Source organism: Chitinophaga filiformis (assembly GCF_900102545.1).
In the GTDB taxonomy this organism is placed as follows: domain Bacteria; phylum Bacteroidota; class Bacteroidia; order Chitinophagales; family Chitinophagaceae; genus Chitinophaga; species Chitinophaga filiformis.
Map to the genome: position 1 here is coordinate 470305 of NZ_FNBN01000004.1, position 14175 is coordinate 484479.

General features: G+C 45.0%; 13 protein-coding genes. 7 read left to right on the forward strand and 6 right to left on the reverse strand.

Features of this window, described 5'->3' with window-relative positions; genetic code table 11:
• Positions 1–26: 26 nt before the first annotated feature.
• The 5 genes from gmk to BLR32_RS19785 all read right to left on the reverse strand — a co-directional run bounded on the left by gmk (position 27) and on the right by BLR32_RS19785 (position 4426).
• A complete protein-coding gene (gmk, locus tag BLR32_RS19765) occupies positions 27–590 on the reverse strand; it encodes a guanylate kinase (RefSeq protein WP_089834567.1) in 564 nt (187 codons plus the stop codon).
• Between the two features lie 128 nt (positions 591–718).
• Positions 719–2032, reverse strand: a complete 1314-nt coding sequence (murA, locus tag BLR32_RS19770) for a UDP-N-acetylglucosamine 1-carboxyvinyltransferase (RefSeq protein WP_089834568.1) — start codon at positions 2030–2032, stop codon at positions 719–721.
• Positions 2029–2754 carry a DUF4290 domain-containing protein gene (locus BLR32_RS19775; protein WP_089834569.1) on the reverse strand — a complete coding sequence of 242 codons (726 nt, stop codon included), beginning with the start codon at positions 2752–2754 and terminating at the stop codon, positions 2029–2031. The genes murA and BLR32_RS19775 overlap by 4 nt, the downstream gene beginning before the upstream one ends.
• A gap of 184 nt (positions 2755–2938) precedes the next feature.
• The gene (locus BLR32_RS19780; RefSeq protein ID WP_089834570.1) at positions 2939–3865 is read right to left on the reverse strand and encodes a tryptophan 2,3-dioxygenase family protein; all 927 of its coding nucleotides are present in this window, start codon (positions 3863–3865) and stop codon (positions 2939–2941) included.
• 93 nt (positions 3866–3958) lie between these two features.
• On the reverse strand, positions 3959–4426 hold the full coding sequence (locus tag BLR32_RS19785) for an Lrp/AsnC ligand binding domain-containing protein (protein ID WP_012788686.1): 468 nt from the start codon (positions 4424–4426) through the stop codon (positions 3959–3961).
• Between the two features lie 972 nt (positions 4427–5398).
• On the opposite strand from BLR32_RS19785, the gene trmB reads away from it, so the two are divergent.
• From trmB to BLR32_RS19815, 6 genes are all read left to right on the forward strand, one after another.
• Positions 5399–6106: a tRNA (guanosine(46)-N7)-methyltransferase TrmB gene (trmB, locus tag BLR32_RS19790; protein ID WP_089834571.1), complete on the forward strand. Its 708-nt coding sequence runs from the start codon at positions 5399–5401 to the stop codon at positions 6104–6106.
• On the forward strand, positions 6078–6287 hold the full coding sequence (locus BLR32_RS19795; protein ID WP_089834572.1) for a C1orf53 family protein: 210 nt from the start codon (positions 6078–6080) through the stop codon (positions 6285–6287). Before trmB ends, BLR32_RS19795 begins: the two co-directional genes overlap by 29 nt.
• 211 nt (positions 6288–6498) lie before the next feature.
• Complete coding sequence (locus BLR32_RS19800) at positions 6499–6942, forward strand: IPExxxVDY family protein (RefSeq protein WP_089834573.1); 444 nt, start codon at positions 6499–6501, stop codon at positions 6940–6942.
• Positions 6943–6959: 17 nt separating this feature from the next.
• On the forward strand, positions 6960–7250 hold the full coding sequence (locus tag BLR32_RS19805) for a 4a-hydroxytetrahydrobiopterin dehydratase (protein ID WP_262487424.1): 291 nt from the start codon (positions 6960–6962) through the stop codon (positions 7248–7250).
• A gap of 17 nt (positions 7251–7267) precedes the next feature.
• Complete coding sequence (locus tag BLR32_RS19810; protein ID WP_143011524.1) at positions 7268–9349, forward strand: histidine kinase; 2082 nt, start codon at positions 7268–7270, stop codon at positions 9347–9349.
• Positions 9350–9369: 20 nt separating this feature from the next.
• Positions 9370–10125, forward strand: coding sequence for a LytR/AlgR family response regulator transcription factor (locus tag BLR32_RS19815; RefSeq protein ID WP_089834576.1), 756 nt, complete (start codon positions 9370–9372; stop codon positions 10123–10125).
• 52 nt (positions 10126–10177) lie between these two features.
• Here BLR32_RS19815 and rho read toward each other — a convergent pair whose 3' ends face one another.
• A complete protein-coding gene (gene rho, locus BLR32_RS19820; protein ID WP_089834577.1) occupies positions 10178–11890 on the reverse strand; it encodes a transcription termination factor Rho in 1713 nt (570 codons plus the stop codon).
• Positions 11891–12361: 471 nt separating this feature from the next.
• On the opposite strand from rho, the gene asnS reads away from it, so the two are divergent.
• Entirely contained in the window at positions 12362–13801 is a 1440-nt protein-coding gene (gene asnS, locus BLR32_RS19825; protein ID WP_089834578.1) for an asparagine--tRNA ligase, read from the forward strand.
• Positions 13802–14175: the final 374 nt, after the last annotated feature.

A 14175-nucleotide genomic window follows, 5' to 3' on the forward strand; every position in this document is an offset into this window, starting at 1 on the left:
CAAAGATTGCACCGGAACATTATGGGTCATTGCAGGAAGTTGGTCACCAGCTTTTTTACAGCCGCATATGCCGTTTCCAGGTCATCGTTCACTACAATTTCATCAAATTCATGGGAGAAGGACATCTCGTACCGGGCCTTTCCCAGCCTTTCTTCAAGGGAGGCCTGTGTTTCCGTACCACGTTCACTGAGACGTACACGTAGGGTATCCAACGTTGGCGGTGCAATGAAAATAGTCAGTACGCCAGTGTGGTATTTCTCTTTGATAGACAGGGCGCCTTTCACATCAATATCTACCATCGGTACTTTTTGCTCATCCCATATACGTTGTAACTCACTTTTTAGTGTACCATAATACTTCCCTGCATACACCATTTCGTATTCCGCGAAAGCGTTATCGTCTATTTTCTGATGAAAGTCGTCCAGCGACAGAAAATAATAATCTTTCCCATGCACCTCTGTTTCTCTCGCTGTACGGGTAGTAGCCGATATAGAAAATGCAAGCTGTGGCAGTTCAGACAACAGCTTTTTTACAATGGTGGTTTTGCCTGCTCCGGAGGGAGCTGTGATAATAATGATCTTATTGGTCATGTTCTACTGCTAATTATCCTGGTTCCGCTATAAATCACAAGCTGCAAGCGACTGGTGCGGGCATCGTACCATATGAAATATGATCGTTCGCGCCAATCTCTTGCAGCTTGCAGTATTCCTTAAAAATATCAGACTCTTTTAATATCTGCACCGAGTTTTCTCAATCGCTCGTCGATATATTGGTAACCGCGGTCTATCTGTTCAATGTTCTGAATAGTGCTCTTTCCTTCTGCGCTTAGTGCCGCTATCAGGAGGGATACACCTGCACGGATATCCGGTGATGACATCGTGATGCCTCTCAGGGCATGTTGTCTTCCCAGGCCTATCACTACTGCGCGGTGCGGATCGCACAATACGATCTGCGCGCCCATATCTATCAGTTTGTCCACGAAGAACAACCTGCTTTCAAACATCTTCTGGTGGATCATCACACTACCTTTTGCCTGTGTGGCCACTACCAGCACAATACTGAGCAGGTCTGGCGTGAATCCCGGCCATGGATGGTCGGATATAGTAAGAATGGATCCATCCAGGAAGGTCTGGATCTCATATTTATCCTGTGCAGGGATATAGATATCATTATCTCTGATCTCCATCTGAATACCCAGCTGGCGGAACTTTTCAGGAATGATACCAAGGTGTTGCACACCGGCGTTCTTGATGGTGATCTCAGACTGCGTCATAGCTGCCAGTCCGATGAAGGAACCGATCTCGATCATATCCGGCAACATGGCATGACTGCATCCCTTCAGGGAAGGTACGCCCTGGATGGTCAGCAGGTTGGAACCCACACCTGTAATGTTGGCGCCCATGCTGTTCAGCATTTTGCACAACTGCTGCAGGTAAGGTTCACATGCCGCATTATAAATGGTAGTTACTCCGCTGGCCATCACTGCCGCCATCACGATGTTGGCAGTTCCGGTTACTGAGGGCTCGTCCAGCAGCATATATGCTCCTTTCAGGCCACCATCTCCGGCTTCCAGGCGGAAGTAGTTGTCATCATTATCGTATACAAATTTGACACCCAGCTTCTCAAAACCGATAATATGGGTATCCAGTCTGCGACGACCGATCTTATCGCCGCCCGGTTTGGGAATATATGCTTTCCCAAAGCGTGCCAGCAAAGGACCGGCAATCATTACCGAACCTCTCAGCCTGCCGGATTTCTTTTTGAATTCTGCACTCTCCAGGTAAGGAAGATTGATCTGGTCGGCCTGGAACTCACAGGTATCACGGCTGATCCTGTTCAATTTCACGCCCATATCTCCCAGCAGCTCGATGAGCAGATTCACATCAAGTATATCGGGAATGTTGCTGATGGTTACTTTCTCGGCTGTCAGCAAGACAGCGCTGATAATCTGTAAAGCTTCGTTTTTGGCACCCTGGGGCACAATTTCCCCCTTTAGACGGTTGCCGCCTCTGACTTCAAAAGCACTACTCACTTGTTCCTGTTTTTATTGTATTTGTTACTGTGCTTGTTACTGCTTTTCCCGCCGCTGTTTTTGAACTTGTTCTGCTGGAAGTTCTTGCGTTTGTTACTTCCACTGCCGCCACTACCGCTACCGCTTGTACGAGGCAGGAACTCAGCGCTTGTATTGAAGTTAGGCGCATTTGCTATTGCAGCTGCACTTGGCGGAGGGGTATAACCCGGCTGGAATTCCAGTTTGCCATCAGTGATGCCGTTTAACTCCGCCTTGATAGCATCATCATGCACACTTTCTTTGTGCCAGTTGCTATAAGCCAGTTTCATGTAGTTACCTATACATTGGGTGAAACCTTCTTTCTTTTCGGGATTATCCTCAGCGATTGCTTTATCGATCACCATCTCCAGGTTTTTACCAAAGTGGCGGTTACGGGGATACTTCTTAGGGTATGACAAACGCTCCGGTTTTGCTCTCAACGTCTCCCTTGTAGGGATAGGATAAGGTGATTCCACATCCAGTTTGAAGTCGGATATCAAAAACAAATGGTCCCATAGTTTATGCCTGAAGTCCTCCACATTGCGCAGGTGAGGATTCAGCGTACCCATCAGCTCAATCAGTGACATTGCATTCCTTTGACGGTGGTCGGCATCCTCAATACTCAGCACGTATTCTATCATCTTCTGGATATTCCTGCCGTACTCCTTCATTATCAAATGGTTACGGGTTGTATTGTATTCCATATGGCTAATTAAAAAATAATATCTGTGTAAATTTTGAAAGGTAAGATCTGCTTGCGCATTCACAAAGCAACAAAAAGCTGATTGGAGAACATCTTTGTAACTGGTCTCGTTCCAGTACGGAATGACTTTTAATGTGAAAGCTACCGTTCTATGCAAACATACCAAAAATAATACTAATTAAGAATTATTCGAACGCCAGTTTCCCCCAGTTTTCGAGCTCTTCTTCTGTCCAGATTTCGGGAAAGAATACAATCCGCTTATGGCGGGGAGGCAGGTATTGCTGCCAGTTGGTGCCGCCGGTAGCTGCAATGTCCTCCGGCTTGCGGTTCAGGTATCTCACGGCAGACTTATAATGCATCAGCGGCCATTTCACATTAATATTCAGGTCGTATTCCTTCAGCAGCGGCATTACCTCCTGCTGCTCTTCCGGAGATAGCTGTTTATATCGCAACTGCATGTTGTTCTCCCGGTAACGCTCGGCCAGGAACAGGAACTCGTGCATATATTTCTGTTCGAACTGCCGCAAGGTCAGCGTTTTCTTGCCGGTAGCCAGCTCTGTGGCGCCGCTGCGCCAATAGATATTATCCAGTACTTCAGACAGCTCACTGGCTCTTAAGCCTTCCCGTTGCGGTTCATACACGAGGTTTACCAGGGCCGTAGAACAGATCTCTATCTTTCGGAATTGTCCGCTCTGAAAGCCGCTGGCTGGCAATAGCGCCATCCTGAACTGCAGGAACTGCTGTTTATCCATTCCATCTACCATGATCTCAAAGGAGTTGATCAGGTTACGGAAATAGTTATTGATACGCTTAAGTTGCGTTTTGAACAGTTCTGCTGTCAGCACCGGCGCCTGGCATACCTGCTCGATGGCCTGTAATGCCAGTTTGAAATATAGTTCCGTGATCTGGTGGTAAATAATGAAGATATTCTCATCCGGTATAGGCGTTCGGGGATGCTGCAGGTTTAATAAAACATCCAGTTGGATATAATCCCAGTAGGTAAGGTAATCCGCGTACAGGAGCCCGTCAAGATAAGAAGAAAGATCCTGACCCATAGCGGCATACTTCTCTTCCAGCCGCTTTATTTTGTCGGCGATTTCAGTTGTAACCATAAGTAATAAAATTAATGATCCCTTCCCGGCTGCCAGATCATATGGATGCTACACTACAAGATAAGCAGACAGGAAGGGGTGGCGGGGGTTCCCCTATTCCACAACGTTGATTGTGCGGTAAAAGCTTTCTTCCAGTGAAATCAGTGTCTCGGTCCTTTCTATACCTTTTATTTTCTGCAATTCGTCGTGCAGTATCCTTCTCAGTTGGGTAATATCCTTACAGATAATCTCTGCAAACATGCTATAACTACCGGTGGTGTAGTTTAAACGAACCATTTCAGGGATCTTCCGTAATTCTTTGGCCACAGTGTCGTACATGGAACTTTTCTCGAGGTAGATACCGATGAAGGCAATAACATCATAACCAATCATTTTTAAATCTACATGCAATTTTGTACCTTTAACGATACCCAGTTCTTGCAATTTCTTCATTCTAACGTGGATCGTGCCACCGGAAACGAACAGCTTCTTCCCGAGGTCAGCGTAGGAGATTTCTGCATTATGCATCATTTCACTGATGATCTGCAAATCTAGTTTGTCAATATTCAAATTGTGGCTCATTTTTACAATTTGTTTTGGAATGTTTTAAACCTATATGCAAATATTTGAAAAATTTCGAAAATTCAAAAATTTTTCTTAAAAAATTTGCAAGAAAACGGTTATGTCTTTAGATTTGCATCATAATAGTTCTTCAAACGGCAGTTTTCAACAAATAGTCAGCCTAAAAACTGAATATAATTAAAAAAACACTGCAAATTATTGAATAACTAGCTCTTTAAAATTGTGGGGTGATGAAACTGGCAGACATGCCCTCTTGTCTCGGGGGTGGGGATCACAGGATAAACACAACATAATGGGTTGACCACTAATCTTATTTGTGTTGCGGCTAACTGCCTCGTGGAGGTTCGACTCCTTCCCCTACAGCGATTTAAAAAGCCTGTTCCGTTTAAAGCGGAACAGGCTTTTTTGTTTTTGGAAATAACCCACCTCCTGGCCTGCCTCAGCAGTTCCTTTCTCAGATATTACATCTTTATCTTCTGTAAAGTTTCTTCTCTTTTAAACAAATACATAATAAGGTATTCAAACAGTCTTTGTAATGCCTTTACCATAGCCTATTCGGTGAGATAACCCATATATAACCCATATATAAGCCATATATGACCCATATATAACCCATATTTATGAAGATATGGGTTATATATGGGTTATATGTGGGTTGAGGATGATTTATAGATGAGTTACCATAGGGACCCCTTCGATATACAGCAGGTTTGGAAAGGATATTGACGGGGCCAATTCCTCATTGGAGAGGCCCTATTCAGAAAGTCAAGGCGAAAGTTGAAGGGGCCAGAACGTATTCAACAAAACATGATAGACTCCGGAGGAGTCTTATTGTTTGTAGCCCAGGGTGATAACCCTGGGGCCAACGGAACCCGTGTTTGTATCGCATGAACCAACGGGCCGCGTGTTATAACCCAATGTGATACGCCCCGGGATTTTAGGGCGTCCGGGGAAAACATTATTTTTGCAGCGATGGGACAAAAGAAATTACAACGCTTTGCAGAAATTGAGACGTTTCCGAATGTATTGATATACCCGGAAGGCATGCCTGGAAACTGGCATACGTTCTACAAGAATAACAATCCGCTGACGCTGGAACTGGCCTGTGGTAAAGGAGACTATACACTGGGGCTTGCCCGCCGCTTCCCTGAAAGGAACTTCCTCGGAGTAGACCTGAAAGGCAACCGTATCTGGCGTGGCGCCAAAACTGCCCTGGAAGAACCAGTACCCAATGCCGGCTTCCTCCGTACCCAGATAGATAAAATCGGTAACTATTTCGCCCATGGCGAGGTAGCAGAGATCTGGATCACCTTCCCTGATCCATTCCTGCGCAATTCCAAATCTAAAAAGCGCCTGACGCATCCCAGGTTCCTGCAGCTGTACCAACCACTACTGGCTAAGGATGGGACAATCAACCTGAAAACAGACTCTGCTGAATTATATGCCTTCACACAGGAAGTGATCGCAGCGAGTGGCTGTACCTTAGTAGAAGATATTCCGGATATCTATGCCATGACGGAAGTACCGCCCCTCTTGCAGATAAAGACCTTCTACGAGGGCATGCACCTGGAAGACGGCCGTACTATCCGCTACCTGAAATTCAGGCTGCCGGAAGCTCCGCTTGACTGGCGCACTATAAAATTACCATCCGATGCCGAAGCCGTTGCAGGAGAGGATTGATTTCTATTACAATGAACACGGCTATATGGTGTTCACTGAACATTTCCTCCTCGAAAGGGGCTACTGCTGTGGCAATGGCTGCAAACATTGCCCCTACGAATACGAAAAAGTACCCGAGCCCAGACGTACTACCCTCCTTGCCAACCGGCAGGGTAGCAACAAGGAAGAGCCAGGTAAGTGATGCAGGAATTACCGGAACCGGCAGGAGCAAGCCTTGACAGGACGCCGTTAGCAGTCCAGGTGTTTGTGGCCCGGGGCGCAACTCCGGGGACGAGAAAATAAAGGATGGCGGAATATTAAAATTTAAAGCCGTACTTTGGCTTCCGGAAAACAACAGGTACGAGCAGACTAAAACTAAAGCCCCTGGCGCATACTGTATTAGAATTTATTATATGTCGGTATTAAAGTTAAAGCTGGACCAGGATCAACTGCTGGAAGATTTCTTCGAATCAACCCATGTTATTGGTATTGTGTCTTCCGCCCGCGACTACCAACTGTGCTGGCAGATTAATAACTATATGCACCTTGATTTCCGGGTAAATAATTCCCTGGAAATTAACCTGTCTAAAAACAACAGGGCATTCTATTTCAGCGTTTTTGAATTTGAAGAGCCGACAAAATCGTCTGTTCATTATTTCTATAATAATCACTGTCAGGCAGAGTTTCTGCTACCTGAACTGAAGAACGTAGACTATCTCTGGATGGTCAAAGGCGATTATTATCAGTTAGATGACGTTAAGAAATTAATCGATCAATTACGCCACGTAGAGCTTGTACAATTAGTATCTTTATTGGATATTAGAGAGATTAAAAATAAGATGAACCTCATCTTCTGACCGGTATTCCCGGTTTCATTCCTTCACCGAATTGCACCCGTGAACAAGGCGTTGTTTCATGTTTAAATTCTTTTGTTATGTGGGAAGAAAAAAAGAACCAACTGTATCGTTCCTTCGAATTTAAAAACTTCAGAGAGGCGTTCGCGTTTATGACAAAAGTTGCCCTTGTTGCTGAAAAAATGGACCATCACCCTAACTGGACAAATGTTTATAATAAGGTTGAAATATACCTGTGTACACACGATGCGGGGGATGTGATCACCGAAAAAGACCATAAGCTGGCGAAAGCCATAGATGGCTTGTTGTAAAAATATATTAGCAAACAGTGATTCGTATTTATTTACTTTTCCTGTTGTTTTGTTACTCCATTAATGCTTCGGCGAATACACCCGCAAAAGATACCCTGGTAGCAGATTTCGATCATCTGCATTCAGCTGTTGATTTGCGGCCGTATGTCATGAGCCTGGAGGATAAAAGGGGATTACTGACACCACAACAGATTGCATCGGCATCATTTAACCACAACTATCACCTATTCCATGTAGAGAAAAAGCATATTGGAAAAGGCAATAATTGCTGGCTGAAACTGCATGTGAAAAACGCAGGCAGCCATGATTCTGTATTGACACTCTTTACGGGATGGCATGACGACATGAGCTGGTACGTCCAGAACACTATAGGCAGCAAACCTCGCCTGCTCATGCAAACCGGCCTGATGAAAGATCATGGTGACGTTCACCGCTGGGAACATTATGGGTTTAACGTAACAGTACCTCCCGGACAAAACCGTACTTTCTATCTTCATATCAACAATAAGTATTATAACGAGAACGGGCTGATGCCTGTGCTTTTTAATGCTCTCCAGTACGCAGAGTTCCGTAGCGGACAGCTGGAATATTTCCGGGGAGAAACTATCTTGATCCATGTGTTACTCGGCATGTTGCTGGTATGCCTGGCCATTGCCGTGATCAACTATATACAGCTGCCGGATAAGTCGTACATGTACTTTGCGGCATATATGCTGGGCCTGATATTCTTCTTTACACTGCGACTGGAAAGTCAGCCTTACCAATTGTCTGTGTTCTACCGCTGGCCCATGCTCAAGTATTACTGGGATATCCCGGCACTGTTGTTCTGCTTTTACCTCATGTACCTGGCATTCGGGAATACCTTTCTGAACCTGCAGGAGCGGTATCCTTTTATGGAGAAGCTGTTTACAGCAGTAGCCGCCATCATTGGCGGTATCATCATCATCTGTTTCTACTGTATTGCACAGGAACAATACCAGGTGCCGGTGATGATCTACAGCTATGTATATATTTCTACCTTACTGCCATTCCTGGTGGTTTTCATAGCACTGGCCAAACGTTCCCGGCATCATCCGCTGGTACGCTTTTTCCTGTTTGGCTCACTCTGCTTTTACATGGCCAGCTTCGGTTCTTTCATGATGTTGCTCCGTCCGCTGGGACTGATCAATGCACTGGGAGAAATGTCAGCCCCTTCCCTACTCATAGTAGCAGGGGTATTACTACAATCCATGTTTTTCCTGGCCGGCCTTAGCTACCGGAATAAACTGGTGCACCATGAAAGAACACGTACACAGGAACTGCTGATCAAACAACTGAATAAGAATAAAGAGCTGCAACGCAAGCTGAATGAGCAATTGGAAGAACTGGTAAAAGAGCAGACCACTGAAATATTGCGCAAGAAGCAGGAATTGGAAGAGCAACGTAAAGCGCACCTGGAGACTGAATACGATAAGAAGCTGACAGAGATAGAACTGAAGGCCATCCGCGCACAGATCAATCCACACTTCATTTTCAATTGCCTGAATTCCATTCAGCTGTTTGTGATGCAGCGGGATTTTGAATACGCCCAGAAATACCTGTCCGACTTTTCCTACCTGATCCGGAAAACACTGGATTTCTCCCGGCGTAATTTTATTTCCCTGGCAGATGAAATTGCCTATCTGAATACTTATCTTGGGTTAGAGAAAATGAGGTTTGAGCATAAGATGGAATACGAGATCATTGTCGATCCTGCCATTGCCACTTCAGAACTGGAAGTCCCCGCCATGTTGCTACAACCTTATGTAGAAAACGCAGTGAAATACGGGATGACCAACAGTAATTATCCGATCGGTAAGCTGCTGATACAATTCAACCAGACAGACCCGGATATGCTGGAATGCCTGATAGAAGACAATGGTATTGGTATTATCCGCTCCAAAACATTGCGTACCCTGCCCAAACACCACCAGTCATCAGGCATGGAGATCAGCTTTAACCGTGCCGAATTGCTGAACAAGATGTACAATACAGGCATTCATATCGACGTCATAGACAAATCGGAAAATAATAATACAGAAAGTGGTACTATTGTAAGGATCCTGATTCCCCAACTCTAGCCATACAAGCATATTGGACTATGATAAAAGCTGTTATTATAGATGATGAGCGCAATAGCCGGGACATCATATCCCTGATGCTGGAAAAATATTGCCCCGATGTACAGATCGCAGCTACTGCATCTGACTGCGCGGATGGTATTGCCACCATTCATGAACATCAGCCACAATTGGTGTTCCTTGATCTTGAAATGCCCGATGGAACAGGCTTTGACGTGCTACTTGGCACGAAGGACGCACCTCCGTTTGAAGCAGTGTTTGTAACTGCTTTTGAAAAGAAATTTCTTCACACCATCCGTTTCAGCGAAGTGGAGATCATTCTGAAACCCATTGACAGGGAAAGCCTGATGTCGGCTGTCAACAAGATCACCAGCCGTATTCATGCAAATGCAAGCACTTCCCGCTATAAGGTGCTTCTGGAAAACTTTAACAGCGGGAAAAATATCAATATGGACCTGGTGATCCCGGTTACGCAGCAGGATGATATGATCATTCCGCTGAATACGATCGCCTATCTTGAAGCCAATACTGAAAAGTGCACGATCCACCTGGTGGATAAAGCACAGCTGCAGGCCGAACGTTCATTCCGCTATTATACCGATTTATTTGGTGCGCTTCGTTTCTACCAGATCAATAATCACCAGATGGTGCAGCTCTCGCAGATCAGTCATATTGAAAATGATGGTAGCAAAGTGGTGCTTAAAAACGGGGTGAAGCTGGAGGTTGCCGACAGGAGGAAAAAGGATCTTGTCAGTCACTGGAAACAGTACAGATAAAAGTAAAGGCCATGTCTGAGACATGGCCTTTACTTTTATCTGACGATGGATATTATCCATTCATGGAGATCAGGAATTCTTCGTTGTTCTTGGTTCCCCTCATGTGTTGCAGCATGAAATGCATAGATTCTTCTGTATTCATGTCTGCGAGGTGATTACGCAGGATGTGAATACGTTTCAGGATATCTTTTTCCAATAACAGGTCATCGCGACGGGTAGAGGAAGCAGATACGTCGATAGCAGGGAAGATACGTCTGTTAGCCAGTTTACGATCCAGCTGCAGTTCCATGTTACCGGTACCTTTGAATTCTTCAAAGATCACCTCATCCATTTTGGAACCTGTATCGATCAATGCTGTAGCAAGTATTGTTAAGGAGCCACCGTTTTCGATCTTACGGGCAGCACCGAAGAACTGTTTAGGTTTCTGCATTGCGTTTGCTTCCACACCACCGCTCAATACTTTACCGGAAGCGGGAGCTACGGTGTTATGTGCACGTGCCAGACGGGTGATGGAATCCAGCAGGATCACTACATCGTGTCCGCACTCTACCAGGCGTTTTGCCTTCTGCAATGCTATGGCAGATACTTTCACGTGTTTTTCAGCTGGTTCGTCGAATGTAGAGGCAATTACTTCGGCCTTCACACTGCGTTCCATATCGGTTACCTCTTCCGGACGCTCATCGATCAGTACTACCATGAGGTATACTTCAGGATGGTTTGTTGCGATAGCGTTTGCTACTTCTTTCAGCAACATCGTCTTACCGACTTTAGGCTGTGCTACGATCAGACCACGCTGACCTTTACCGATAGGGGTAAACAGGTCCATGATACGGGTTGAGTAGTTATTTGAAGTAGTGGTAAGGCGTAATTTTTCGAAAGGGAATAACGGCGTCAGGTAGTCAAACGGTACACGGTCGCGCACTTCTTCAGGAGACTTACCATTGATCGTTTCTACTTTCAGCAGTGCAAAGTATTTCTCACCTTCTTTCGGAGGGCGTACGGAACCTTTCACAGTATCACCTGTTTTCAGTCCGAACAATTTGATCTGTGAAGGAGAAACGTAGATATCGTCTGGTGAACTGAGGTAGTTGTAATCGGAGGAGCGCAGGAAACCATAGCCATCAGGCATCATTTCGAGTACACCTTCGCTGATAATTATACCATCAAATTCTATATTAAAAGCAGGTTCTTTCTTATTTGAAGGGAAGCGCTGTTTCTGCGCCAGTACCGGTTCTTCCGGCATTACAAAATCATCCTCGTCCTCTTCTGCCTCTTCTTCCTCAGCATGTGGCAAAGATGTAATTACATCTTCCTCTTCTTCTTCTTCTTCAGCATCTTCAGTAAACTGTGGAATGATTACATCATCATCGTCGTCGAAAGTAAGAGAGGGGATGTCAAGGTCTATATCGAAGTTCTTTTTCTTTGGTTTGGTTTCCTGAGTTTTAGGTTCTTCGAGTTCGGATTCTTTTGTTTTCATGCCGCTGGCAGCTGGTTTCCTGCCGCGTTTAGGTTTTTCGTCTGCAGCTGTGGTTTCTGCTACATGTGCTTCTTCAGCTTCTTCGTCTTTCTTTGATTTCCGCTTACGTGTTTTCTTTTCTTCTCCATTTGCCGGGTTACCTTCAGAGGCCATTACTGCCTGCTTATCGAGTATTTTGTAGATAAGATCCTGTTTGCTCAGTTTTTTGGCGTTTGGCACATCAAGTTTCTCTGCAATGTCAAGCAGCTCAGGAACGAGCATGTCGTTCAATTGTAAGATGTCGTACATCATCGTGTGTTGTCAAATTTAAAAGTGTTGTGAGGTGGGTACCACTACATACCAACATACACCAATTACAAATAATTGTTTTTTGAGTCCAATAAATTTAATCTGGTTATTAAATCTGATAGGGAATGTTGAGTTTAGGACTGCCGATGAAGATGGAAATTAGAACTTAATCAGGCAGATTATAACGCAAGATTAAAACAAGTTTCGCTATTATCCAAAAAAAATGCACTGCTCTAACCCGTTACAACAGCAGCCAGACAAGCCTCCGTGCGGTACCTCCCCTTATAGAACCCCGTCCCATAGCCTGTCTATGGTCTTGATGCTCTATATCTATCAACATTCCTGCCAAAGAGCACGTAACAGGTCGCTATTTAATTTAACATTTTATTTACTACCTGGCACAGCACCCCAATTCTTCCTATGCAGTCTGCGCTATATCTCTTAAATTTGCACACCAAAATTTATATTAATATGAGCCAAAGAGTGAAAGTCAAGCAGATACTGCAGGACGAAAAAACAGATTATCCTGTTGTGGTAAAAGGTTGGATACGGTCTTTCCGTAACAATCAATTCATAGCGTTGAATGATGGCTCTACCAATAATAATATCCAGATAGTACTGGAGATGGATTCGGTAACGCCGGATTTATTAAAACGTCTGACCACCGGGGCTGCTATCAGCGTGTCCGGACAAGTAATTCCTTCTCTGGGTAAGGGCCAGCGTGTGGAAGTAAAGGCAATTGAACTGGAAATACTGGGCGACTGTGATCCGGAGAAATATCCGCTGCAGCTGAAAAACCGTCCCAGCCTGGAATACCTGCGTGAAATAGCACATCTTCGTTTCCGCACCAATACATTTGGCGCTATCTTCCGCCTCCGTCATTCCCTGGCATTTGCAGTACATAAATTCTTCAACGAAAGAGGTTTTGTATACCTGCATACGCCTATCATCACGGCTTCTGACGCAGAAGGCGCGGGAGAAATGTTCCATGTAACTTCCTTCGATCTTAAAAATCCGCCACTCACAGAAAGTGGCGAAATTGACTATAAAGAAGATTTCTTCGGCCGCGCTACCAACCTGACTGTATCCGGCCAGCTGGAAGGAGAACTCGGCGCTATGGCCTTTGGTGATATCTACACCTTCGGCCCAACCTTCCGTGCGGAAAATTCCAACACTGCCCGTCACCTGGCAGAATTCTGGATGATAGAACCGGAAATGGCGTTCTACGACCTGGAAGACAACATGAACCTGGCAGAGGCTTTCATCAAATCCGTTATCGGCTATGCACTGGAAAACAACAGGGAAGACCTGGAATTCCTGGCACAACGCCTTGCAGAAGAAGAAAAGCAGAAGCCACAGCAGGAACGCAGTGAAATGGGACTGATCGAAAAGCTGGAATTCGTATTGAACAACGAGTTCATACGCATTACCTACACCGAGGCCATCGACATCCTGAAGAACAGCAAACCTAACAAGAGCAAGAAATTCAACTACCTTATAGAAGAATGGGGGGCTGATCTGCAGAGCGAACACGAACGTTACCTGGTAGAGAAACATTTCAAGAAACCAGTGATCCTGACAGATTATCCGAAAGCGATCAAAGCGTTCTATATGAAGCAGAACGCAGACGGTAAAACTGTAAGGGCAATGGATATCCTCTTCCCTGGTATCGGTGAGATCGTAGGTGGTTCACAGCGTGAAGAGAACTACGATAAACTGGTTACGCGTATGGAGGAAATGCACCTGCCTGTTGACGAAATGAGCTGGTATCTTGATACACGCCGCTTTGGTACTGCACCTCACGCAGGTTTCGGTCTTGGATTTGAAAGACTTGTGCTGTTTGTAACTGGTATGGGAAATATCAGGGATGTAATACCTTTCCCGAGAACACCAAAGAGTGCTGAATTCTAAATAGAATCTGAATTCTTATAAAAAAATGAGTAGAAGCCGTTCCGTAATAATCGGGACGGCTTTTTAATGCTGTGTATATGTCTCCCTATTTATTACATATGATGTTATGATCGCGGGATATTGGTTATGTATATGAATATGATAATTCCATACATGTGATATGTGATGTTACAATTCCGTATGCATGTGATGCGTGTAATTCCGTGTACGGATGATATTGTGCGCTACATGGGTTCCGTTGGGCGCCGTTGGGTTCCGTTGGGTTCCGTTGGGTTCCGTTGGGTTCCGTTGGCCCCCAGGGTTATCACCCTGGGCTACAAACACTGAGACTCCTAACGGAGTCTATTGCCGTTTTGTTTCCCGGTTTATTGTTG

Excerpts from the sequence above, each read along its gene's own strand:
- trmB (WP_089834571.1), top strand. The coding sequence starts at position 5,399 with ATGGGACAAAAGAAATTACAACGCTTTGCAGAAATTGAGACGTTTCCG.
- BLR32_RS19775 (WP_089834569.1), bottom strand. The coding sequence starts at position 2,754 with ATGGAATACAATACAACCCGTAACCATTTGATAATGAAGGAGTACGGC.
- BLR32_RS19800 (WP_089834573.1), top strand. The coding sequence starts at position 6,499 with ATGTCGGTATTAAAGTTAAAGCTGGACCAGGATCAACTGCTGGAAGAT.
- rho (WP_089834577.1), bottom strand. The coding sequence starts at position 11,890 with ATGTACGACATCTTACAATTGAACGACATGCTCGTTCCTGAGCTGCTT.
- asnS (WP_089834578.1), top strand. The coding sequence starts at position 12,362 with ATGAGCCAAAGAGTGAAAGTCAAGCAGATACTGCAGGACGAAAAAACA.
- BLR32_RS19785 (WP_012788686.1), bottom strand. The coding sequence starts at position 4,426 with ATGAGCCACAATTTGAATATTGACAAACTAGATTTGCAGATCATCAGT.
- gmk (WP_089834567.1), bottom strand. The coding sequence starts at position 590 with ATGACCAATAAGATCATTATTATCACAGCTCCCTCCGGAGCAGGCAAA.
- BLR32_RS19780 (WP_089834570.1), bottom strand. The coding sequence starts at position 3,865 with ATGGTTACAACTGAAATCGCCGACAAAATAAAGCGGCTGGAAGAGAAG.
- BLR32_RS19795 (WP_089834572.1), top strand. The coding sequence starts at position 6,078 with ATGCCGAAGCCGTTGCAGGAGAGGATTGATTTCTATTACAATGAACAC.
- BLR32_RS19815 (WP_089834576.1), top strand. The coding sequence starts at position 9,370 with ATGATAAAAGCTGTTATTATAGATGATGAGCGCAATAGCCGGGACATC.